The 21,557-nt window shown below is 60.1% G+C and carries 19 protein-coding genes, 1 tRNA gene and 1 pseudogene; 9 read left to right on the top strand and 12 right to left on the bottom strand.

The window, feature by feature from the left end:
- Positions 1-469 precede the first annotated feature (469 nt).
- Genes nagE through HMPREF1257_RS06655 form a run of 3 tightly spaced genes read right to left on the bottom strand, consistent with a single transcriptional unit; the run spans position 470 to position 4,565 of the window.
- Positions 470-2,557: an N-acetylglucosamine-specific PTS transporter subunit IIBC gene (nagE, locus tag HMPREF1257_RS06665; RefSeq protein WP_034659479.1), complete on the bottom strand. Its 2,088-nt coding sequence runs from the start codon at positions 2,555-2,557 to the stop codon at positions 470-472.
- Positions 2,558-2,614: 57 nt separating this feature from the next.
- Positions 2,615-3,379, bottom strand: coding sequence for a glucosamine-6-phosphate deaminase (gene nagB, locus HMPREF1257_RS06660; RefSeq protein ID WP_023024682.1), 765 nt, complete (start codon positions 3,377-3,379; stop codon positions 2,615-2,617).
- 10 nt (positions 3,380-3,389) lie between these two features.
- Entirely contained in the window at positions 3,390-4,565 is a 1,176-nt protein-coding gene (locus HMPREF1257_RS06655) for an N-acetylglucosamine-6-phosphate deacetylase (protein WP_023024680.1), read from the bottom strand.
- A 312-nt stretch (positions 4,566-4,877) separates the two neighbouring features.
- On the opposite strand from HMPREF1257_RS06655, the gene HMPREF1257_RS06650 reads away from it, so the two are divergent.
- Together HMPREF1257_RS06650 and HMPREF1257_RS06645 are read left to right on the top strand one after the other, a co-directional pair.
- The gene (locus HMPREF1257_RS06650; protein ID WP_023016426.1) at positions 4,878-5,186 is read left to right on the top strand and encodes a hypothetical protein; all 309 of its coding nucleotides are present in this window, start codon (positions 4,878-4,880) and stop codon (positions 5,184-5,186) included.
- Positions 5,187-5,498: 312 nt separating this feature from the next.
- Positions 5,499-6,101, top strand: a complete 603-nt coding sequence (locus HMPREF1257_RS06645; protein WP_023024677.1) for a hypothetical protein — start codon at positions 5,499-5,501, stop codon at positions 6,099-6,101.
- On the opposite strand, the gene HMPREF1257_RS06640 is transcribed toward HMPREF1257_RS06645, so the two are convergent.
- From HMPREF1257_RS06640 to HMPREF1257_RS06630, 3 genes are all read right to left on the bottom strand, one after another.
- Positions 6,091-7,506, bottom strand: coding sequence for an NAD(P)/FAD-dependent oxidoreductase (locus HMPREF1257_RS06640; RefSeq protein ID WP_023024675.1), 1,416 nt, complete (start codon positions 7,504-7,506; stop codon positions 6,091-6,093). The genes HMPREF1257_RS06645 and HMPREF1257_RS06640 overlap by 11 nt on opposite strands.
- A 306-nt stretch (positions 7,507-7,812) precedes the next feature.
- Positions 7,813-8,460, bottom strand: coding sequence for a rhomboid family intramembrane serine protease (locus tag HMPREF1257_RS06635; protein ID WP_023024673.1), 648 nt, complete (start codon positions 8,458-8,460; stop codon positions 7,813-7,815).
- A 97-nt stretch (positions 8,461-8,557) separates the two neighbouring features.
- Positions 8,558-9,088 carry a peptidylprolyl isomerase gene (locus tag HMPREF1257_RS06630; RefSeq protein WP_005280498.1) on the bottom strand — a complete coding sequence of 177 codons (531 nt, stop codon included), beginning with the start codon at positions 9,086-9,088 and terminating at the stop codon, positions 8,558-8,560.
- Between the two features lie 70 nt (positions 9,089-9,158).
- Here HMPREF1257_RS06630 and HMPREF1257_RS06625 point away from each other — a divergent pair, with 70 nt between their 5' ends.
- Positions 9,159-9,824 carry an HAD family hydrolase gene (locus tag HMPREF1257_RS06625; protein WP_023024670.1) on the top strand — a complete coding sequence of 222 codons (666 nt, stop codon included), beginning with the start codon at positions 9,159-9,161 and terminating at the stop codon, positions 9,822-9,824.
- Here the strand turns inward: HMPREF1257_RS06625 and HMPREF1257_RS06620 are convergent.
- From HMPREF1257_RS06620 to HMPREF1257_RS06610, 3 genes are all read right to left on the bottom strand, one after another.
- Positions 9,784-11,421: a dihydroxyacetone kinase family protein gene (locus tag HMPREF1257_RS06620; protein ID WP_023024668.1), complete on the bottom strand. Its 1,638-nt coding sequence runs from the start codon at positions 11,419-11,421 to the stop codon at positions 9,784-9,786. The genes HMPREF1257_RS06625 and HMPREF1257_RS06620 overlap by 41 nt on opposite strands.
- Before the next feature lie 120 nt (positions 11,422-11,541).
- Positions 11,542-13,812 carry a 5-methyltetrahydropteroyltriglutamate--homocysteine S-methyltransferase gene (gene metE / locus HMPREF1257_RS06615; RefSeq protein WP_023024665.1) on the bottom strand — a complete coding sequence of 757 codons (2,271 nt, stop codon included), beginning with the start codon at positions 13,810-13,812 and terminating at the stop codon, positions 11,542-11,544.
- Positions 13,799-14,731, bottom strand: coding sequence for a methylenetetrahydrofolate reductase (locus HMPREF1257_RS06610; protein WP_023024663.1), 933 nt, complete (start codon positions 14,729-14,731; stop codon positions 13,799-13,801). The genes metE and HMPREF1257_RS06610 overlap by 14 nt, the downstream gene beginning before the upstream one ends.
- A gap of 284 nt (positions 14,732-15,015) precedes the next feature.
- Between HMPREF1257_RS06610 and HMPREF1257_RS06605 the strand changes: the two genes are divergently transcribed.
- The 3 genes from HMPREF1257_RS06605 (at position 15,016) to HMPREF1257_RS06595 (ending at position 16,588) form a co-directional block, all read left to right on the top strand.
- Positions 15,016-15,756: a hypothetical protein gene (locus HMPREF1257_RS06605; protein WP_023024661.1), complete on the top strand. Its 741-nt coding sequence runs from the start codon at positions 15,016-15,018 to the stop codon at positions 15,754-15,756.
- Between the two features lie 119 nt (positions 15,757-15,875).
- Positions 15,876-16,079 (top strand): hypothetical protein, encoded by a 204-nt coding sequence (locus HMPREF1257_RS06600; protein ID WP_005276046.1) that lies wholly within the window; start codon positions 15,876-15,878, stop codon positions 16,077-16,079.
- Positions 16,080-16,114: 35 nt separating this feature from the next.
- Positions 16,115-16,588 carry an N-acetyltransferase gene (locus tag HMPREF1257_RS06595; protein ID WP_005276043.1) on the top strand — a complete coding sequence of 158 codons (474 nt, stop codon included), beginning with the start codon at positions 16,115-16,117 and terminating at the stop codon, positions 16,586-16,588.
- A 56-nt stretch (positions 16,589-16,644) separates the two neighbouring features.
- Here HMPREF1257_RS06595 and HMPREF1257_RS06590 read toward each other — a convergent pair.
- Positions 16,645-16,717: transfer RNA gene (locus HMPREF1257_RS06590), tRNA-Ala, on the bottom strand.
- Positions 16,718-16,885: 168 nt separating this feature from the next.
- Between HMPREF1257_RS06590 and HMPREF1257_RS06585 the strand changes: the two genes are divergently transcribed.
- Both HMPREF1257_RS06585 and HMPREF1257_RS06580 read left to right on the top strand, forming a co-directional pair.
- Positions 16,886-17,788 carry a polysaccharide deacetylase family protein gene (locus HMPREF1257_RS06585; RefSeq protein ID WP_023024658.1) on the top strand — a complete coding sequence of 301 codons (903 nt, stop codon included), beginning with the start codon at positions 16,886-16,888 and terminating at the stop codon, positions 17,786-17,788.
- Positions 17,788-18,336: a DNA-3-methyladenine glycosylase gene (locus HMPREF1257_RS06580; protein ID WP_023024656.1), complete on the top strand. Its 549-nt coding sequence runs from the start codon at positions 17,788-17,790 to the stop codon at positions 18,334-18,336. Before HMPREF1257_RS06585 ends, HMPREF1257_RS06580 begins: the two co-directional genes overlap by 1 nt.
- Here the strand turns inward: HMPREF1257_RS06580 and HMPREF1257_RS06575 are convergent, their stop codons facing one another.
- Positions 18,337-18,822: a MarR family winged helix-turn-helix transcriptional regulator gene (locus HMPREF1257_RS06575; RefSeq protein ID WP_023024654.1), complete on the bottom strand. Its 486-nt coding sequence runs from the start codon at positions 18,820-18,822 to the stop codon at positions 18,337-18,339.
- A gap of 91 nt (positions 18,823-18,913) precedes the next feature.
- Entirely contained in the window at positions 18,914-21,061 is a 2,148-nt protein-coding gene (locus HMPREF1257_RS06570; protein ID WP_084529647.1) for a copper-translocating P-type ATPase, read from the bottom strand.
- Positions 21,062-21,425: 364 nt separating this feature from the next.
- Between HMPREF1257_RS06570 and HMPREF1257_RS12215 the strand changes: the two are divergent.
- Positions 21,426-21,557, top strand: a pseudogene (locus tag HMPREF1257_RS12215) (IS256 family transposase); the annotation flags it as partial.

Genomic DNA, 21,557 nt, shown 5'->3' with positions numbered 1-21,557 from the left:
GCCGGATCTCGTCTCGCCATAGTAGTCATTCTGGTTCATCTCCTTATGCGGGTTGGGTTCCCACACACAAACCATTAGACACTCTCAGGTTTCCTTACCGGCATCAACTGAACCGCCCATGAAGTTGTGAAAAGCCGCTGCCGCAGGGACTCGACCACGTTAGCGCGACAGAAATTTGAAGTGCCCCGGGTTTTGTTCCTAGGACATTTCAGTGAGCTTTGTTCATCGGAGCCCACTGGGACACTGGAGACTACAAGTACACGTTAGACGCCGCCAGTAGTGCCGCCAAACACTTACGGCACTACTGGCGGAACTTCCTGCCGCTTCCCCACTAGCGCGCGGCGCCGGCACACTCTCAAAGTTCGTGCGCAAGGCGCAGCGAAATCTATCTCAACAGCGCCCCGCAGATAACCCGGACGAACTTCTAGACCTGGCCACCAGTCTCAAAGAAAAGCTGGAAGGGCAAATTCTAGTGGCCAGCCGGGCGCACACGGGCAACGGAGACGCTCTGGTCAGCGCGGCCCTCGTGTTCGATATCTACTCCAGCGATTTGCTTTGCCGTGGGGCAGACCACCGGGGTAATGAGGTTGATGCCGCGTTCGCGCAGCTTCTCAGACTCCACCGCGATGATGGGGGTGCCGGCGCGGACGACATCGCCCTTGTCCACGAGCTTAGTAAAGCCCTCGCCCTTCAATTCCACGGTATCGATGCCGATGTGAATGAGCAGGTCAAGACCTTCTTCAGTCCGCATGCCAAAGGCATGGCCGGTCTTGAAGACCATCGTGATGGTGCCATCTACTGGGGCACAGACATCGAAGGCATCGATCTCGGTAGGAATGACGGCGAAGCCTTCGCCCACCATGCCCTGAGCAAAGGACTCATCGGGGACCTCGGAGAGAGGCACGACGGTTCCCTCGAACGGGGCGCGGAGCTCCACATCGGTCCCGATTTTCTCTGCGGGGAGAGAATCTTCGCTAGGCTTCGCCGGCGCCGTAGCTACCGCTGCAGAGCCGGTGCGCAGCTGTTGGTTGACCTCGTCAAACATGAACTGCACGGAGGGGCCCACGATGACCTGCACGTTCTTTTCGGAGGGGTGGATGACGCCGGAAATCCCGGCGCGCTTGATAGTGGGGTCATCGACAAGCGCGCGATCCTTCACACCCACGCGCAGGCGGGTGGTGCAGTAGTCCAAGGAATCGATATTGTCCTTGCCGCCGAGACCCTCGATGATGCGGGAGGCGGAAGCGGCGGTCTTATCATCGCCTGCGGCGGCATCGTCGTCTTCAGGGGCGTCCTCGTCATCGCCGCGGCCCGGGGTCTTCAGGTTAAACCAGCCGATGAGGTAGTAGAATATAACGAAATACAGGGCGAAGAAAATAACGCCCATAATTAGGAGCATGTACCACTTATTCGCTAGCGGGTTTTGCGAGGACAACAGCATGTCCACGAAACCTGCGGAGAAGCCGAAGCCCGCGGTCCATTCCATCGTGGCGGCGATAAAGACGGAGAGGCCGGTCAGCAGCGCGTGCACCACATAAAGCAGCGGGGCGACGAACATAAAGGAGAACTCCAGTGGCTCAGTCACGCCGGTGAAGAAGGAAGCTAGGGCGCCTGCGGCCATGAGGGAGCCGATGACCTTGCGGCGGCCCTTGTCCGCGCGCAGGTACATGGCCAGGGCGGCACCTGGCAGGCCGAACATCATGATTGGGAAGAATCCGGCCTGGTAGCGCCCAACAACTCCGTCCACGGTGCATTGTCCGTTTTCCCAAATACCAGGGCACTCTGCGGCGGAGGTAGCCGCGGCGGCCGCGTCGATAGTGGATTGGCCGGATTGGAAGTTACCGATGTCGTTAATACCAATAACGTCGAACCAGAACACGGAGTTCAGTGCGTGGTGCAGACCCGTCGGAATGAGCAGGCGGTTGGCCACGCCGTAGATGCCCGCACCCGCAGCACCGAGGCCCTGGATGGAGGTACCGAAGTTGAAGAGCGCGTGGTAAATGAAGGGCCATACGAAGTAGAGGATGGCGGAAACCACGATGGCGAAAAGCGCAGTGAGGATGGGGACGAGGCGGCGGCCAGAGAAGAAGGCCAGGAAGTCCGGCAGCTTAGTGCCATGGAAGCGGTTATAGATCATCGCCGCCATGATGCCTGCAAGGATGCCGAAAAGAACGTTGCCGTCACCGACTGCATTCCAACCTTCAGCCGCCCATTCGACGGCTTCGTCGCCCGTAAGAGCCTCGGGATCTTCGATGCCGCGATAGCCGGCCACCGCGTCGGGGCCCAAGAGCTTCATGAAGGTGGCATACGCCAGGAAACCGGACAGTGCGGAGGCACCATTGGAGTCTTTGGCCAGGCCAAAGGCGATGGCTACGGCGAAGATCCAGCCCAGGTTATCCAGCACGGCACCACCGGAGCTGACGAGCAGCTGCGCGACCACGTTATCCTGGCCGGCAACGCTGGCTATCCAGTAGCCAACGCCGCCGAGGATCGCCGCGACAGGCAGTACTGCCACGGCGCCCATCAGCGCCTTTCCGAGCCGCTGCAGCGGCCCCATAATATTGAGTTTCACGGGAGGAGTCCTTTCAAAGGTGTAAAGAGGTAAAAGAGGGCTTTAGTGCGGGCGGTGCTCATCCACAAAGCGGTAGTACTCGTGATCTTCCAGCTGGGAAGCCGCGTCTTCATCGAGAATCACCGTGGCCCGCTGGTGTAGCTGGAGGACCGAGGCCGGGCAGTGCGCGGACAGCGGGCCCTCCACCATGTCGCGGACCGCGCTGGATTTTTCAGTCCCAGTGGCCAGCAGCAATAGGTGGCGGGCTTCGCTGATGGTGCCGAGCCCCTGGGTTAGCGCATAGCGAGGAACACTGTCCGTGTTCTCGAAGAAGCGGGCATTATCCTGCACCGTCCGCGGGTGCAGCGTTTCCAGGCGCGTGCGCGATTGCAAGGAGCTGGAGGGCTCATTAAAGCCGATGTGCCCATTGCCACCGATGCCAAGCAGCTGGATATCGATGCCGCCAGCATGGCGAATGGCCTGGTCATAGGCGGCTGCGGCGCGGTCCGAGTCCGCGGCATCGCCCTCGGGGCTCTGCACTAACTCATCGATGAAGTCGACGTGGCTGGTAAATACGCGGCGGATGGTGGAGTAATACGACTGCTCATGGGAGCGAGCCAGCCCCACGTATTCATCGAGGAGGAAGGCGCGGCTGCGAGCGAAACTCACCTCCTGGCGCTCGTAGCGGGCGGTGAGTTCTTGATACATCGCGACCGGAGTAGAACCCGTGGCCAGGCCCAAGGTTGCCCCGGCATTGGCATAACGGACGAAGATGTCGGCGGCGGCTGTAGCCACCTCTGCTGGTGTGGAACGGATGAGGATGTCCATGCAGTATTTCCTAACGTGAATCAGTATCTGCCGCGTCGGTGACGTCGATACCATCAGCGATGACGCGTACGGGCTCGAAGTGTGCATTCAGGCCCACGAGGTTGGCGCGCTTGCCGGGAGCCAAACGGCCTATGTCCTTATCCCCCAGCACGTCCGCGGCCGTGGTGGAGGTAAACCGAACCGCTTCCTCTACGCCGTGGCGAGCGGCGAAGCGCGCAAACTGTTGCGCCAAGGTGGAGGTTCCACCCGCGATGGCGCCACTGCCCACGCGCGCCACGCCGCCGGTCACGGTAACGGGCAGGGAGCCCAGTTCATAGGAGCCATCGGCCATGCCGGCGGCGGCCATTGCATCGGTAACGGCAAAGGCGCGGCGGTTATAGGCCATGTCGACGGTGCCATCGGCAAGATGCACGCCATCGGCAATGAGCTCTACTCCCACATCGCCCGCTTTCGAGCCGGTGAGCAGCGCGGCCACCGTGCCGGGGGCGCGGTGGTGGATGGGCGGCATGGCGTTGAAGAGGTGGGTGCCGGTGACGGTAACGCCCAAGTCTTGTGCCTGCTCTATGACCTGCAGTGTGGTCTCGTAATCGGCCTCGGTATGGCCCAGGCTGGCGATGATATCGTGCTCGGCGCAGACTGCGAGGAGCTCCGCCGCGGCTTGGGTTTCTGGGGCGAAGGTAATAGAGCGCAGGTGGCCGCGGGCAGCATCGATGACCGCGCGGAAAAAGTCTGGATCCCCCGGCACGATGCGCGATGGATCCTGCGCGCCGCATTTTGCCGCGGCGATAAACGGGCCTTCCATGTGGATGCCCGCGATGTCCCCTTCTTCTGCCAGCGTGGCGAGCAGCTCCGCCCGCGCGCACAGTTCCGCCTGCGTTCCAGAGACCATGCTGGCTAGCAGCGTGGTGGTGCCGTGAGCGCGGTGGAAGCGCGCCGCGGCGCGGCACTGGTCATAATCACCATTGGGAAAGCTTCCGCCATTGCCGCCGTGATTGTGCAGGTCCACAAAACCTGGGACCCACAGCAAAACGTCTGGGTCACCGGATTGCCAGGCCGCATAGGCAGCGGGGACATCGCCAAGCGAGATGTCTTCAATGCGCCCGCCAAAGTTCAGCGCACCAGCGCGCAGTTGGACATCCTCGTCAATGTACAGGCCTTCTACGTGGCCCTTCGTCTGTGTCTGCATATGTCATTCACTTTTCTTTTGTCCGGGCAGGCACCGTCCCACAATCGCGCCGATATCCCAGCGCAGAACTATGTTATAACCTATCGGTACCATAACCCGGTGTCAATGACGTCACGATCGCTTTTTTATGTGAGATTATCGAGGGCTATCGACTGTGATGCTCAACTTCGCTTAGCCATAGATCCGCACCAGCCACTGGGCTACATTGATCTTTAGGAAGTATCGCTTGCCGATGCCATCTCTACCCTCGGTTTCTCTCGAGCAAGCGCGCAGCCAACGCCAACCATCGCGTCACGTCAGGAGAACGTAAATATGGATTTAAAACCAGAAACTATTGTTTCTAATATTTTAAGCGATATTGCGGAAGTAAATGATTGGGCCAGCATTGCTGATGCCACCGGCGCTAATGACATAAACTCTTTCCACGCCACCCCTGACGAGGTTTTCACCATCCTCACTGCTGTTAAAAATAGTCCCGATTTGGCCCTCGGAACTGTCACAAATGAGTTCAAGGATTTCCCTGATAGCTGGTCGCCGCGTGATATAACAGACCGGATCTTTGCCTCGTCAGATCCCATCTTCTCGATGATGGATATCTTTATGCGCCCGACCAATGAATGACCTACGGAAGAATAGAGATGAAAACTGACCACGGCCTCATGACTAGCCGGTACATGTGCATTTTGAGACATATCCACGCTCATTGCCTTGATAATCAGTCTGCTTAACTGGGCCCTCCGGTCTTGTCATTAAGCAGCTACCCTGCAAAAGCGCAGGGATAAATTGGGTGCGATCTACTGTCTAAATGACCACTAAGAGTGCTCTTCCGCGATATCGCGCATGCAATTATTATTATTGAAATAATAACCGTTTCATCTCCTTCACAAGTACTCGCCTCGGACATGGCGGGATCCTCATCTCAAGGAGCACACCATGACCAATCGTTCGCCCGCACCGCCGCGGCACCGGTCCCAGTACGTTCTCTTGGCCGGCTTAGCCGTCTCGGTGGCCTATGCCGTCGTCCATATCGCGTTTTCTGATCCCGCCCTGATCGAAGGCACCGCACCCGCGCGCCTCTCCTTGCGAAATTATCTTGGCCCAGTGCTGGGCTCTGGCATGGTGTGGGCGCTATTTGCTTACCTCATGGGCAAGGCGTGCGCCCACCGGTGGACCACGGCCTTTTTCGCGGGAGCCGGCATACTCCTGCTCATGTTGGCGGTGCACTACGGGTTGCTTTTCGCCTTTGGCATCTACGACTGGCAGACGGCGTTTTTAGCTAATGGCGCGTGGTTCCTCTTTGCCCTTATCGCCGGGCCACTTTTCGGCGTGGCGGGGGCCTTTTCCCACAGGTTCGGCTGGCTAGATTACGTTGCCGTGCTCGGTTTCGTACTGGAGCCACTGGTTACTGGGCTTATCCCAGGCAATAGTATCGAGCCGCAGACCACGACCACCCCTGGATATCTTGCCGCGGTAACGCTGTGGATGATCGGTGCGGTTTTCCTCTACTGCGAACGCCGGGCTCCTATTAAGGGGTAGCCACATCCCCAGCGGCCCACCAGCCGGGCATGCCATGGACGCCGGCCCCGGGCGCGGTGGACCCCGAAGCCATGAATATTCCCGGCGCGAGCCGGTGCGGGTGCGCGGAAAGGCGCGGGCGCAGCACGGTCTGCAGCCCGGTCATCGCGCCACCGGCGATATCGCCACCCACCAGGTTGGGGTTCCAGCGTTCCAGGTCAGCTGGGCTCGTCGCGCGGGTGGCCAGGATGGTATCGCGAAAACCGGGTGCGAAGCGCTCGATCTGCCGCGCAATGAGGCCGGTCACCTCCCGTGGATAACGCTCCTCATAGCCGTGCGGCACGTGCGCGTAGGTCCACAGCACCAGCCCGCGGGATGGGTCGGCCACGTGCTGTTGACACACCATGACCAGGGGACGCTCGGGCATGCGGCGCTTGCCGATGTCCCTTTCCGCCCCACCTATCTCCTCCACGCTGCCGCCCACGTGGACGGTGCCCGCTTGGCCCACGCGGGGATCGGCCCACAGCACGGGTTCGCTTAAGTGAAAATCCACCTTGTACACCGCGCTGCCATAGCGCCACCGCCGCAGGGATCTCTGGGTCCGGGCAGGAAGGTCGAGCCCGCCCAGGCTGAGAACCTGGCGCGGGGTGAGGTTGAGGATAAGGGCATCGGCGCGGGGCAGGCTGCGCACATCGGTGATATCGGCGCCGGTGTGGATGCGGGCGTTGTGGGAATGGAGGAGGGAGACGAGGGCATCGGCAAGCGCCTGCGTACCGCCTTCTACCACCGGCCAGCCGTGGGTCATGCCAAGCGCACCAAAGAGCAGGCCGAAAGCGGAGGTAAATCCCCTGGTAGGAGAGGTAATAGCGTGTACCGCGCTACCGGCGAATAAGGCGCGGGCCTGCGGGGAAGTAAATGCCGCCCGCGCGAGCGCGCTCGCCGGAAGCACGCCCGGCGCGCCGAATTGCGCTAAGCGGACCGGGTGCTCGGGCCAGCGCACCAGCGGGGTGAGCGCGTTGTTCACGTGCGCGTCGATATTGCGTACCACGTGGCCGTGCAGGCGGGTCCACGCCCTGGCATCGGTGCCGAGCCCCGCGGCGGTCTCCTCTAGGGAATTATGGAGAATGCCTGCTGGCGCGTCCTCCAGTGGATGGGCCATGGGATAGCGCGCATGCCGCCAGCGCAGGCCGTGCAATTCCAGATCGAGCGCGCGGAAGGCCGGGCTCGCGATGCCGAAAGGATGACCGGCCGCGCCGAGATCGACGATGGTGCCCGGGAAGATCTCGGTCGATGATGCCGCTGCCCCACCCGGGTGGCTGGCGCGCTCATACACATCCACGCGCCAGCCGGCCGTGGCGAGGCGGGCCGCGGCGGTGAGCCCATTGGGCCCTGCGCCGACGATCACAGCGTGCGGTTGTTTATCCACAGTCCTCCTTGTACAGGTCAGTGGCCCCAATCTACCTATTCGCCCACACGATGGGTACAAAGTTATCCACAGGCTGTGGAAGAAACCTGTGGAATATTTATTTCACAGACTTATCCCCACCCTGTGGATAAGTGTTTTCACGGGCTTCCACAGGTGATTTTTCGGCCGCCGATACCGCTATAACCTGTGCGATCAGGGAACACTCCGGAAAAGCGTTCGGTAAATTACAAGAATGTGGTTATCCACAATGTGGATAACTATTGTGGATTTCTTTCGCACACCCATTCCGGTGATCAAATTCCACAGTTATCCCCAAACCCCAGCTCGCAGGGCCAATAACACAATGATGACCGCACCGGTAAGAGCGACACCCGCCCAGCGCACGGATTTATTTCGATGAAAGAGGAAGAAGCTCAAGACAATGCCGGTGCACAACCCACCCAGGTGGCCCCACAGGGAGACTCCCTCCGCGACGAAGGTATAGCCCACATTGACCAACAACAGGACGATGGGCGCGCGCAGATCCATCCCGCGTTGCCGGAAGACGCCCACCAGCATGCCCATCAGCGCAAAGATCGCCCCGGAGGCGCCTACCGTGGGCGTGCCAAAATCGAGCCACAGCACCATGGCGGAAGCGCCCAAGCAGGAGACCAAGTACGCGGCGATGTATAGCCCGGTATCGAGGGCGCGCTCTACCTCCCTACCGATGAGCAGGAGCATCACCATATTGACCGCGAGGTGCCCGCCGTCCAAGTGCATGAATTCCGAGGACAGCGCCGTAAGCGGCGCATCGGCGTACTGCGGTCCCCACAGGGCCCAGTCTTGGCTCAGCGTGGAGAGAAAGAAGGTCTCGCCCAATGTGCGAGCTTGTACCGCGGTAATTGACCACGCGATGATGCAGATCGCGGCGATGGTCGAGGTAACGGGGGCGGTTCGCAAATAATTTTTCACCATGGCGTAGAAGCTGACCCTTTGTTGGCAATCGGATAAAACTAAACGAACCCGGCACCACAGGAAGGTGTGTGGTGCCGGGCGCGGTGCGAGAAAACGCTTAGGCGATATCGATGGACTCGATGACAACGTCCTCGTGCGGACGGTCCATGCGGTCGGTGTCGACCTTGCCAATCTTGGAAACGACTTCCTGGGAAGCCGGGTCCGTAACCTCACCGAAGATGGTGTGGTGGTTGTTCAGGTGCGGGGTCGGCGCCACGGTGATGAAGAACTGGGAACCGTTGGTGCCTGGGCCGGCATTCGCCATGGCCAGCAGGAATGGGCGGTCGAACTGCAGCTCTGGGTGGAACTCATCCTGGAACTGGTAGCCCGGGCCACCGCGGCCGGTACCGGTAGGGTCGCCGCCCTGGATCATGAAGTTATCGATGATGCGGTGGAAGATGGCGCCATCGTAGAACGGGCCGGACTGCTCGCCCTTTGCGTTCTGGGTGGAGTAGTCCTTTTCACCCTTGGCCAAACCGATGAAGTTTTCAACGGTTACCGGTGCGTGGTTACCGAAGAGATCGATAACAATATCGCCGTAGTTGGTATGCATCGTTGCAGTTGCGGTCTTCTGAGTCATGCCAGCCATTGTAAAGAATTTACTTCCTCTCCGCTGTGCAAGACATAACGCTCTCAGCGATCGCGCTATCGTTATCCTTATGATTCGCGCGTTGCTCTTCGATCTCGATGACACCCTGATGGATCACACCGCCGCAGCGCGGGCCGGCGTGGATGAATGGTGCCGGCAGCGCGGGCTAAATACTGGGCAGCACCAGCGTTTTGCCGCCATTGAACGCAAGTGGTTTACCGCCTATGAGCGCGGCGAGGTCTCCCACCAAGGCCAGCGCATTGCCCGTTGCCGCGAATTTTTGGGCGAGGACATGGACGATGCCGCAGCCCTTGCCGCCTACGACGGCTACTTGGCCGCCTACCAGAGCCAGTGGCGCGCCTTTGCCGATGCCCGCCCCGCCCTCGAATGGGCGCTCGCATCCGGCTTCCGGGTGGGCATCCTCACCAATGGCCAGCGCGAGATGCAGCAGGCAAAACTGGAGGCGGGAGGCCTCGCGCTTGCCGATGTCCCCCTTATCCCCACCGTCGAACTCGGCTACCCCAAACCGCAGCGCCAGGCCTACCTAGCCGCCTGCGATCGGCTCGATGTCACGCCCGCGGAAGCACTCATGGTGGGCGATTCACTGGAAAATGACGTACTCGGTGCGCGCAGGGCGGGCCTGCGCGCTGTGTACCTCGACAGGTCCGGAAGGGGAGAGGGCGATGTGTCCTCCCTTAGTCAGCTGACAGGGCTTGTCCCCCAAATAGCCAGCTAACCACGAGGGCACCGGGATCGATGACTCCCTTGCTGCGATCGCCCAGGTAGGACGCGCGCCCCTTCTTGGCGGCGATCTTTCCGGTTTCTTCCACGCCCTCGCGCGCGGCCTCGTACAGGGCCTGGAGCGTTTGCTCGTCTGGGCGCTCCGCGCCGATTTCTTGCGCCTTCTCCGCGGCCGGAATGAGCGCATCGAGCATGGTGCAATCCCCGCGCTGCGCGCCGCCCAGTTCTTGAATGAACTCCGCCGCGCTACTTAATCCTTCCGCTAAGGTCTCCGCGCGGGCCATGTCGTTGAAGAAGCTGCCGAAGACCGCGCCCGAGGTTCCGCCCGCTAGGACGAGGAAGCGCTTGGCCAGGCCGGTGAAGATCTCATCATCCGCGCCGCGCAGCGGCAGTTTAATGCTTTCCAGCGCCGCCTCCATATTGGTGCCGAAGTCCCCATCCCCGGCTTTGCGGTCAAGTTCGGTCAGCTCCTCGATGGAAGATTGCACGCGGCCAACGAAGTCGCTCAACCACTGGTTTTCTTCTCCCTCGGAGGGCAGTTCATCCTCAAAGGTAATCCGCGCCGATTCCACCTGCTTTGCACCGCCCAAGGTATGTGGCCAGGCGGGGGCTGAAGTTGGGGCATCGATAAGCTCAAGCAGCTCATCGTCGGCCTTGAGCAGCGTGATGGATACGCCGTGCATATTGACCGCGGTGACGAAGTTGCCCACCATGGAGCGCACTACCGTAATCCCCTTCTCCGCCAGCTGCGCGGACGCCTCGCCGAATACCAGGCTCAGCTCCAAAGGCGTGGTGCCGCCCAAACCGTTGACTAGGCACACCACCTCGTCGCCGCTGTTGATATCAAGGGCAGCACCCAGCTTTTCCAGCACGGTGGCCACGATGGCATGGGCATTATCGACCTTCTCCGTGTGCGTGCCAGGCTCGCCATGGATGCCCACGCCGACTTCCATGTGCCCGTCATCCAGATCAAAGGTCTCGCGCCCCGTGGTGGGCAAAAAGCCGGATCCCAGTGCCACGGACATGCTGCGGGATTGATCGGCGGTCCGTTTCGCAAGCTCGGTGACCTTATCCAAGTCATCGCCGCGATACGTCGCGGCACCGGCCACCTTTTCCACCAGGATCGTGGCACCCGTACCGCGCCTGCCAGGGCCCTCGCCGGTGCCTTCGGTAGCAATATCATCGGCAACCAATACGGAACGCGTATCTACGGCCTCTGCAGCATTGCGCGCCACGGTGAAGTTCATGACATCGCCGGTGTAATTCTTCACAATGTGCAGCACTCCCCTGCCCTGATCGGCCCACTGCGTGGCTTCGCTGACCTGGACCGCATTCGGGGAGGTAAACAGCAGGCCCGGGCAGGCAGCGGCGAGCATGCCTTGCCCAATGAAGCCGGCGTGCATGGGCTCGTGGCCGGATCCGCCACCGGAGATGACCGCGACCGCCGGTTTATCATCGGCCGTGCGCAGCGGGGTGCTGCGCCCGATGAAGCCCGCGTCGTGCCAGGTGGCATCGGGATGCTGGGCGATGAACCCGGCCAGGGAATCAGACAGGAAGGATTCTTGGCTATTGCGAAATGCTGAGTGCTTCATAGCGCCCACGGTAATCCGGATCCGTCCAGAGCGTCATGGGTGGGTACTAGATCACGAAAACGCTATGCAGACCGGCTGCATAGCGTTTCCTTTAAGAACTTAGAATTTCGCAGATTCTATTTAGAGGGCGTTGCGCACCACATCGCGGGCTTCCACCATGTTGCGCAGGGAGGTTTCGGTCTCCTCGTAACCGCGGGTCTTCAGGCCGCAGTCCGGGTTAACCCACAGGCGATCCAGCGGCACGTTCTTGAGCGCGGCGCGGATAAGCTCTGCCATTTCCTCCACGGAAGGCACGCGCGGGGAGTGGATATCGTAGATGCCAGGTCCAATCTCAGAGTGGAAGGTCTCATCGATATCCTCCAGCAGCTCCATGCGGGAGCGCGCAGCCTCAATGGAGGTGACGTCTGCGTCCAGGCCGGCGACAGCGTCGATGATCTGGCCGAACTCCGAGTAGCACAGGTGGGTGTGGATCTGGGTGGTGGGCTTGGCCTCGAGGGCTACCAGGCGGAAGGAGCGCACTGCCCAGTCCAGGTAGGCCTTGCGGTCCTGCTCGCGCAGCGGCAGCAGCTCGCGCAGGGCTGGCTCATCGATCTGGATGATGTCGATGCCGGCTTCCTCCAGGTCACGAACCTCGTCTGCCAAGGCCACGCCCAGCTGGTCCGCGGATACGGACTGGTGCACGTCATCGCGGACGAAGGACCACGCCAGGATGGTGACCGGGCCGGTCAGCATGCCCTTGACGTGCTTTTCCGAAAGCGACTGTGCAAACTTCGACCACTCGGTGGTCATGGCAGCCGGGCGGGAGATGTCACCCACCACGATCGGCGGACGGGTGCAGCGGGAACCGTAGGACTGTACCCAGCCGTTTTCGGTGGTGACGAAGCCATCGAGCAGCTCCGCGAAGTACTGCACCATGTCATTGCGCTCTGGCTCGCCGTGCACCAGGACGTCCAGGCCGAGGCGCTCCTGCAGTTCGATGACGGACTTGACCTCGTCCTTGAGGGCGGAGTTGTAGTCGGCATCAGAAAGCTCGCCCTTGCGGTGCGCGGCACGCGCCTGGCGGATTTCCTTGGTCTGCGGGAAGGAACCGATGGTGGTGGTCGGCAGCTCAGACAGGCCGAGCTCCTTCTGTGCTTCCTTGCGCTCGTTGAAGGCCGGCTCGCGCTTGACCTCGCCTTCCGGCAGCTGAGAGATGCGCTCTTGCACGGCGGCGTTGTTGATGCGCTCGGACTCGGCGCGGGTGCGCACGGCGCGGTCGCTGACGCTGTAGGCCTCTTCGGCTGCCTCCGGGCCCTGTACTAGGGCGACGACTTCCTTGACCTTTTCATTGGCGAAGGAGAACCACGGGGCGACATCGGCAGGCAGCTTGGATTCTGCCTCGACGGAGTGCGGCACGTGCTGCAAGGACACGGAGGTGGATACGGACAGTTCATCGATGCTGCCGGCCAGGTCCTCGTACTTGGAGCGCAGGTCGCGCAGGTTGGCGGCCCAAACATTGCGGCCATCGACAAGGCCGGCAACGACGTGGGTGTTCAGGTTCTTCACGCGCTCGAGGTAGCCCTCATCCAGGGCCAGGGTGCCGACAGAAAGGTCAACCTGAACGGCCTCTGGCTTGAGCTCTGCGATGACATCGAGGCCCTTGCGGGCAGAGCCGTACGGGGTAGTCAGGTAGACCTGTGGGCGCTCTTCTGCACCCAGGATGGCGGAGTATGCCTGCTTGGTATATGCAGCCAAGTCCTCATCGCTGGCGTTGGTCAGGTCTGCAACGAGGGCAGGTTCTGCCAACTGAATCCACTCCACGCCGGCCTTGTGCAGCTCCGCGAGGACCTCCTGGTAGGCGGCAACGGCATCATCTAGGCGCTCGAGCGGGGCCTTGGCTGCACCCTCGGCCTGCTTGGACAGGGCCAACAGGGTAACCGGGCCAACGAGGTACGGGCGCACGGTGTGGCCTGCTTCGCGGGCTTCTTCTACCAGCTTGATAATGCGCTGTGGGTGCGCATTAAAAGCGTGGTCATCGGCAATTTCCGGCACAATGTAGTGGTAGTTGGTGTCGAACCACTTGGTCATCTCCAGCGGCGCGGTGTCCTTATTACCGCGGGCCAGGGTGAACTCATCATCCAGGGTTTCACCGGCAACGGCACCGACGGTCAGTGCGGTTTCGAGCACCTGGTCGTAGTAAGCGACGTCCGCCGGGATGGCGTAATCCTCGGTCAGGCCGAGGTCGCGCAGGCGGTTGTAGGTATCGAGGCGCAGCGAGTGCGCGGCGGATTCGAAGGTCTCCGCATCGATGCGGCCGGCCCAGTAGGACTCGAGCGCGCGCTTCAACTCGCGGTTGGCGCCAATGCGGGGATAGCCCTCAATTGTCGCCTTGGGGAAATTAGCGTTGGTCATTGTCTACTCCGATTCGGGTTAGTAGGTCGTGAGTATTGTCGGGGTTGTTGTGGGTATATATATGGAGCCCGCTCGCCCCGCCAGCCACGATGTCGCGGGCTAGTTCGGCGGTCAGTTCCATGCCGGTTTCGTATTCTTCTTCTGGGGTTGTCGCTGCCGCGAGCGCCGACCGCACCCTTTCGGGTACGGCGAGCCCGGACAGCTCTCCCATTCGCTCCACCCGGCGCAGGCTGGTCATGGGCATGATTCCCGGAATAAGGGGAATATGCACCCCGGCCAGTTGGGCCTTTTTGGTAAAGCGCAGGTAATCCTGGGCATCGAAGAATAGCTGGGTAATGGCGAAGTCCGCGCCGAGGCGTTGCTTTTTGAGCAAGACGTCAAAATCTTCATCTTCGTTTTTAGATTCAACGTGCCCGCTGGGATAGCACGCGACTCCGACGGCCAGGCGGCCAGCGGCGAACCGCGCGGCTTGTTGCTTTTCCAATTGCCGGATGAGGCTTATCAATTCATCGGCATGCTGCGGATAGTGCTCCGGCAAGCCTTCCTCTGGCAGGTCCCCGCGTAGGGCCAGCAGGCCGCGGACACCGGCATCGACCAATCGGTTAGTCCAGCCGATAAGTTCCGTGCGCGAACCAGCCGTGCAAGCCAGGTGCGCAAGCGGGCGCATCGAGGTGGTGCGCGAAATCCGCTCGATAAAGGCCGTAGTCCCTTCGAGCCAACCGGACCGTTTGGAACTTGTCACCGCAATATAATCCGGGTGGTAACTTTCCAAGGTTTGCAGCAAACGGTCGATCTTGGCTTCATCGGCGTCGTGGCGCGGCGGAATTACCTCGAAAGATAGCGCCAAACGCTCCGGCACCATTAGCTCTTCTTCACTCATGGAATCCAATGGTGCTGACGCCGAAAATCGCGGGCTCATAGTCACCTCCTTTTCCCGATCTCAATTGCTGTCTGGAGGAAAACGTACCAAGCTGTTCAGTTTGCGGGGTAGCGCGACGCTAATGGTATTACCTTTGCAGGCCCATAAACAGCGCGGTTAGCCAAAATCGGCGTGAATATTAATACTCCATTCTGAACCAAGCGGTCTATTTTATGGTTGATTCCACCCCTGAATCCCCCGCCAAAACAGTGGTGGGGTGTCAAGTTGGCCACTATGCTGGATGAAAAGGACAAATAAATCTCATCTAAGGAGCACCTGCATCAATGAACCCCACCGCAGTGAAAATGGCGTTCAAGACCGGTTCCAATGTGTGGAAGCAATTGCGCGATTACCGGCAAGAAAAATCCCGCGAAACTTATACCGCCCTCGAAGAGGCTGCCCAACAGATGCAAAAGGAAGACAACAGCACCTTTGATGAGGCCCGCAAGCAGGCCGGCGCCGTCACCCAGGCCGCGCACTCCCGCCTCGAGCGCGCCCTAGAGGAATTCAATAACTACCGCGAAGACGCCGTCGAGCGTTTCGATGAGGCCAAAAAAGAAGCCACCAAGAAGGCAAAGAAGGCCCGCAAGCAAACTAAGAAGAAGGCCACCAAGGCGGCAAAGAAGCAGACCAAGAAGGACAAGAAGTCTTCGAAGTTCTGGACCGTTGCAGGAATCGTTGCCCTGCTTACCGCGGCAACCGGCGCGATTTATTACTGGCTGCGCTCCAATGACAAGCCTTCCCAGACTCCACCGCGCGTGGATGACTACCGTGGCGGCACCCAGAACACCGCCCCAGAATCCACCTTGGTATACACCTCCACCAGCGAAGCTAAGCCCGAATCCGATTCGGATCTTGCCGAAGAGGGTGCCGTGCGCGACGAGGAACTTTTGGGTTCCATCGATGAGCAGCTGGCCAAGCACCGCGAGGAAGAAGAGGCCGCTGCAGAGGAAGCGGATACCAGCCGCATCACCGATGACCACCAGAGTGAGGGCAAGCACCGCCTGCAGTCTGACGAGCAGTAGTTCCTTTCTCACCCCCGCCGTGGGGGTGCAGTAGGCGTTGCCTAGATCTCATTGCTTTGCCTAATCAAAAATCTCCTGCTTGAATTCACCCATTAAGGCTTTCTACAAGGAGATAAACAATGAGCTTTGAGTCTCTCACCGTCAAGCTCAAAGACGGTTCAACGTACTATTTCCCCGCAGGCCCAGTAACCGATGATCCCTCCCCGCGCGTGGATAACCTCCGCTTTGCCATCGATAACGGCGCTACCTTCCGCTCCGTTGACGAATCCGGTGAAATGCGCGAATTCAACGGCGCGGACGTGCATAACTATCACTTGGCTTAACTAGCCCTGCGGATTCTTCATATATCCTGGGGATTATGGAAATTCGCGCGACACAAGAATCCGATCGCACTTATATAGCTCGCCTCAACTTCCTGACCGATACGTTCGGTGATGAACGAGGCGAGCTTTCTTCCGGTTTTGCCGATGATTTTTCCTTTTACGTGGAAAATTGGGAGCCCAACCAAGGAGGTTTCATCGCTTGGGAGGACCTCGTGCCCGCCGGCGGTGTGTGGCTCAATTGGGGCACCGAGGACAATCACGGTTACGGATTCGTCGAACCGGCCATCCCAGAATTTGCCATCGCGGTAGAAAGCCGCTTTGCGGGGCAGGGCATTGCCACCGCGCTTATCGATGCCGCCATTTCCCTCGCCCAGACCCTCAAAGCGCCCGGCATTTCCCTGGCCGTCCACCCCGATAATCCGCGTGCTCAGGGGCTTTATGAACGCTTGGGCTTCGAGCATGTGGGTGTGTACGCCGAGCATTACATCATGGTCAAGCGCTTTTTATAACCCTATGCTCCACAGGAAAAGTCCAGATTCTTTGACCAGAATCCGGACTTTTCCTGTGGAGCATAGGAGAATCGAACTCCTGACCTTCTGCTTGCAAAGCAGATGCTCTACCAATTGAGCTAATGCCCCAGTGGCTTGTACTTTACTACTGCAGCCGCTCATTCCAAAAATGCCGAAGACACCGCGGCACAGTGATTTACTTCTATCACATTTATCACACGCGTTTAATCCATAATTCCCTTCGCAGTGGAGTAGGCTGGCTAATCGTGCCCATCTGTCCTCGTTCCTAGGAAAAGTATGCGTCGACTTCTTACCTCCGCGCTCACCGTGCTCGCCACCGCTGCCCTTCCCGCCTGCGCCAATGCGCAATTCCTCGAAGGCACCCCTAAAGCAGCCGGGTCTTCAGAACCTAATATCCAATCCGCGGTTTCTGAGATTCAGACCGATATTCAAAGCCGTATCGACAGCACCCGCGCGCAAGCACAGGACCTTGTCTCCACGGTAGCGCCACAAGACGAGCCGCAGAACGAGGCCGCACCCGCACCAGATCCCCAGGCCGGGGCCGCACCACAACCAGCCCCGCAGCCCCAGGGCAACGGCGTCGACTGTCCGAATTGCGTGGCTCTTACCTTTGACGATGGCCCAAGCCCTTATACCAACCAGCTCTTGGATACCTTTAAGGCGAAAAACGCCCACGCCAGCTTCATGGTGTTAGCGGATCACGCCTACCAGTACCCCCAAGCGCTCCAGCGCATGCAGGCAGAAGGTCACACCATTGGCAATCACACCAAGACCCATCGCCAGCTCAACCAGCTAGCTTACGGCGATATTGCCCAAGAAATCGACGCCGGCAATGCGGCGATCCGCAATGCCACCGGACAAAATCCGAAATGGCTGCGCCCGCCCTACGGTGCCACCAATGAGACGGTTGACCAGGTAGCCAGGGATAAGGGCTTGTCGCAGGCCCTATGGAACGTGGATACCTTGGACTGGAAGATCCGCGACTCGCAGCACGTCTGCAACGCCGCCGTTCAGGATGCTAACCCAGGCTCCATCGTCTTGATGCACGATATTCATCCGACCACCGTCAATGCGGCCGAGTGCATTATCGATGGCCTGCGCGCCAAGGGCTTGGAGCCGGTCAGCCTCGATGAGTTGCTGCGCACCCCGGTAGACGGAAAGCGCTACTACTCCCGTTAATGATTGATTTCTCCCACACAGCTGATGTCGTCGCTCCGCAGCTCCTTGGCTGCGTCATCACGCACGCTGGGGTGAGCATTCGCCTCACGGAAGTCGAGGCCTACTTGGGCACGGACGATGCCGCCGCCCATACCTTTCGTGGGAAAACCCCGCGCAATGCCGCCATGTTCGGCCCACCCGGCCGACTGTATGTGTATGCCTCTTACGGTATCCACCGCAATGTCAATATCGTGTGCGCGCCCGAAGGCGTGGGCCAAGGGTGCCTACTGCGCGGCGGTGAGGTGCTATCCGGGATCGATACCGCCTTTGCACGACGCGGCACCAGCGATTTTCATAACCTAGCCCGCGGCCCCGGGAACCTCGGAAAAGCTCTGGGAGCAACGCTGGAGGATAACCACCTGCCAGTGCAGCTTTCTGAGCGCGAGTCTGCACCGGAATGGGTGCGCGGCCCGCGCATTGGTATCTCCAAAAACCAGGAAGCAGCCCTCAGGTTTTGGATTCCCTTTGATAAGACCGTTTCCGGCCGCCGCGGCTATCCCAAAAAATAATTAATAGCGGCCGCCGTAGCGCTCATCGGCTTCGATGGCTTTGATGATGCGCTCATTAATTTGGGTCATCTGATGAATCTGGGCGCGGGTCAGATTATCGATAACGGATCGGCGGGCCTGCTTGGCGTGGCCTGGGGCGGTTTCTACTACCTTGTCCCAGCCGCTATCGGTAAGGTGCGCCATCGTCGTCCGCCCATCATTGGGGCAAGGACGCCGCACGACCCAGCCCTGGCGCTCCAGGCGGGTGACGACCTGGCTCAGGCGGGACAGGGAGCCATTTGCGGTAATCGCAAGATCCCGCATGCGCATCTCATGGTTATCGGCCTCTGATAGCCGTGAGAGCACCGTATATTCAAAGAAGCTTAGCTTGGCATCATCGCGCAGCTGCGCGTCCAGAATATTGGTGAGCCGGACATTCACGCTCATCAGGGACATGAATGCTGCTAGTTCATCCTCTTCCAGCCAAAAGTCGTCCCGCTCGGTCATGAGGATTATTTTAGCAACTGGACTTCAATTCTAAAATAATCCCCAAATAGCCGGAGTCCCATCCCGGTTATCCGAGCCTGGACTGATCCGCCTAGTGGCTGGTGGGTGCCAAACGTGCTGGGTCCAATTCAATCCGGCGGAGCAACTGCGCGTTGAATGCCACCACGATGGTCGATAGCGACATCAATACCGCACCGGCCGCCGGGGAGAGCACGACACCGATGGGTGCGAGTACGCCTGCCGCCAAGGGCACGGCAATGATGTTGTAGCCAGATGCCCAAATAAGGTTTTGGATCATCTTGCGGTAGCTAGCGCGCGACAAGGTGATCATCGAAAGCACCGACCGTGGGTCATCGCTGGCGAGCACCACCTCGGCGGATTCCATGGCGACATCGGTGCCGGCGCCAATGGCGATGCCGACTTCCGCGCGGGCCAAGGCTGGGGCGTCGTTGACGCCATCGCCAACCATGGCCACGGCCAGGCCGCGCTCTTGTAATTCGGTGACCTTGGAGTCCTTGTCCTGCGGCAGGACTTCGGCAAAGACCTCGTCAATACCCAGTTCTTCGCCAACGGCCTCAGCGACCTGCGTGGCATCGCCAGTGATCATCGCAACCTTGACGCCCTGCTCTTGGAGGGCCTGTACGGCCGCGCGGGATTCGGGACGAATCTTGTCTTCGACCGCGAGAGCGCCAATGATCTGACCATCGCGCACGACGTGCAGAACACCTGCGCCGCGCTGGGACCACTCTTCAACCTGCGCATCGAACACCCCAGGGGTGGCAAGCTCTAGCTCGCGCAGCATATTCGGCCCACCGACGAGGACCTCTGCCCCATCGACGGTGGCCTTGATTCCCCGGCCGGCGGCCGCACTGAAATCGGTGCTGTGCAGCTGCTCCTGGGATGCTTCCGCGTGGTCTTCGGCTGCCTTGACGATGGCGCGGGCCAACGGGTGTTCACTATCGGCCTCGGCCGCGGCGGCCACTGCTAGCAGCTGCCCCTCGCTGATGTCCTCAACGGTTGCGACACCGGTAACGGCATGAGCGCCTTCGGTCAGGGTACCGGTCTTATCGAAGAGAACGGCGTCGATGGTGCGCATGCGCTCCAACGCCATACGTTCCTTGATGAGTACCCCAGACTGTGCGGCCTGCTCGGTAGAGATCGCAATGACCAGTGGGATAGCCAAACCAAGGGCGTGGGGGCAAGCGATGACGAGCACGGTAACGGTGCGCACCACGGCGTCGCTTGGGCTTCCGATAATGGCCCAGACCACCGCGGTAATGATGGCTGCGCTCAGCGCGAACCAGAAGAGCAACGCTGCGGCGCGATCGGCCAGGGCTTGGGCGCGGGAGGAGGATTCCTGCGCCTCGGCGACCATGCTTTGGATACCGCCCAGGGCCGTATCTCCTCCGATGGCTTCTACCTGGACGCGGACGGTGTTATCGGTGGCCACCGTACCGGCGACCACGCGCTCACCTTTATCGCGGAAGACTGGGCGGGATTCACCGGTGATCATGGATTCATCGAATTCGGCTGAGCCTTTAACAATGGTGCCATCGGCAGGCGCCCGCGCTCCAGCGCGGACCAGTACTATGTCATCCACCGCCAGCTCAGAGACTGGCACGGTGTGGGTCTGCCCATCGATGATCTTCTCGGCTTCGTCAGGCAACAGTTCTGCTAAGGCGTCCAAAGCGGAGGAGGCCGCGCCGAGGGCGCGCATCTCCAACCAGTGGCCCAGCAGCATAATGACGACCAGGAGGGCCAGCTCCCACCAGAAATCTAGGTCGAATCCTCCAATCCCCAAGGTGGTGACCCATGAGGCGACGAACGCCACGGTAATAGCCATGGCGATAAGCAGCATCATCCCGGGCTGGCGGGATTTCAGTTCCGACCAGCCGCCTTGCAGGAACGGCGTGCCGCCATAAATGAAGATGATGGTGCCAAGCACCGGGGGAATCCAGGATGAACCATTGAATTCGGGTACGCCGTAGCCGAGCAAGTCTGCGACCATAGGGCTGAAGATGACGACCGGTACCGATAGCAGCAGCGACCACCAGAAGCGGCTGCGGAACATCGCCGCGTGATCGCCATGACCGTGACCGTGGCCATGCCCGTGCTCGTGACCGTGGTGGTCACCGTGAGAGTGCCCTTCGTGGCCGCCATGATCTGCGTGTTGCGTATGGTCCGCTTCCGCGGCCTGGTGAGCACCGGAATGCTCACCGTGTTGGTGGGAAGTACTCATAAAATTCCTTTCTTCTCCTCCCTGCACCGAGAGGAATCCTAGCGTCGGTGGAACACAGTGATGGTTACTCTCCCCACCATATACCCCGGGGAGGTATATTTACAGGAACGAAAGGAGCCATTTTCGCATGAGAGGCGAAGTGGAGCTGCCGAGAAAGGCGGGTTAAGTAGCAGGAAGTGTGTCTCGGTTTCAGCGTAAGCGCTGGTTAGCTTGTTTAAATAGGAGCTGAATAAGCTTCTGGGGCTTATTCGGCCCTGCTTTTTGTTCAATCCACCGGAATGGCACCTGCATGTGGTATGTGGTGAGCTGGTTGAATTTTCCGGTGACTACTAACCGACCACGATGCCCTATTTGTGCAGGGCAGATGAAGAAAAATGGCACAACATCCAAAGGGAAAACCAGATGGCGATGCAAAGACCCCAACTGCGGAAGCTCCCTAACGCGCCAACGAACTGACCATACCCAGTCCCGGGACTTCCGCGCCTTCTACCGCTAC

It is taken from the genome of Corynebacterium sp. KPL1814 (assembly GCF_000478175.1).
Lineage (GTDB): Bacteria > Actinomycetota > Actinomycetes > Mycobacteriales > Mycobacteriaceae > Corynebacterium.
Note: the sequence above shows the minus strand (reverse complement) of the source record. Positions and strands in the feature narration are given on the sequence as shown.

Bases quoted from the DNA above. Each gene is read 5' to 3' on its own strand.
- nagE (WP_034659479.1), bottom strand. From the start codon at position 2,557: ATGGGGCCGCTGCAGCGGCTCGGAAAGGCGCTGATGGGCGCCGTGGCA.
- nagB (WP_023024682.1), bottom strand. From the start codon at position 3,379: ATGGACATCCTCATCCGTTCCACACCAGCAGAGGTGGCTACAGCCGCC.
- HMPREF1257_RS06655 (WP_023024680.1), bottom strand. From the start codon at position 4,565: ATGCAGACACAGACGAAGGGCCACGTAGAAGGCCTGTACATTGACGAG.
- HMPREF1257_RS06650 (WP_023016426.1), top strand. From the start codon at position 4,878: ATGGATTTAAAACCAGAAACTATTGTTTCTAATATTTTAAGCGATATT.
- HMPREF1257_RS06645 (WP_023024677.1), top strand. From the start codon at position 5,499: ATGACCAATCGTTCGCCCGCACCGCCGCGGCACCGGTCCCAGTACGTT.
- HMPREF1257_RS06635 (WP_023024673.1), bottom strand. From the start codon at position 8,460: ATGGTGAAAAATTATTTGCGAACCGCCCCCGTTACCTCGACCATCGCC.
- HMPREF1257_RS06630 (WP_005280498.1), bottom strand. From the start codon at position 9,088: ATGGCTGGCATGACTCAGAAGACCGCAACTGCAACGATGCATACCAAC.
- HMPREF1257_RS06625 (WP_023024670.1), top strand. From the start codon at position 9,159: ATGATTCGCGCGTTGCTCTTCGATCTCGATGACACCCTGATGGATCAC.
- HMPREF1257_RS06620 (WP_023024668.1), bottom strand. From the start codon at position 11,421: ATGAAGCACTCAGCATTTCGCAATAGCCAAGAATCCTTCCTGTCTGAT.
- metE (WP_023024665.1), bottom strand. From the start codon at position 13,812: ATGACCAACGCTAATTTCCCCAAGGCGACAATTGAGGGCTATCCCCGC.
- HMPREF1257_RS06610 (WP_023024663.1), bottom strand. From the start codon at position 14,731: ATGAGCCCGCGATTTTCGGCGTCAGCACCATTGGATTCCATGAGTGAA.
- HMPREF1257_RS06605 (WP_023024661.1), top strand. From the start codon at position 15,016: ATGAACCCCACCGCAGTGAAAATGGCGTTCAAGACCGGTTCCAATGTG.
- HMPREF1257_RS06600 (WP_005276046.1), top strand. From the start codon at position 15,876: ATGAGCTTTGAGTCTCTCACCGTCAAGCTCAAAGACGGTTCAACGTAC.
- HMPREF1257_RS06595 (WP_005276043.1), top strand. From the start codon at position 16,115: ATGGAAATTCGCGCGACACAAGAATCCGATCGCACTTATATAGCTCGC.
- HMPREF1257_RS06585 (WP_023024658.1), top strand. From the start codon at position 16,886: ATGCGTCGACTTCTTACCTCCGCGCTCACCGTGCTCGCCACCGCTGCC.
- HMPREF1257_RS06580 (WP_023024656.1), top strand. From the start codon at position 17,788: ATGATTGATTTCTCCCACACAGCTGATGTCGTCGCTCCGCAGCTCCTT.
- HMPREF1257_RS06575 (WP_023024654.1), bottom strand. From the start codon at position 18,822: ATGACCGAGCGGGACGACTTTTGGCTGGAAGAGGATGAACTAGCAGCA.
- HMPREF1257_RS06570 (WP_084529647.1), bottom strand. From the start codon at position 21,061: ATGAGTACTTCCCACCAACACGGTGAGCATTCCGGTGCTCACCAGGCC.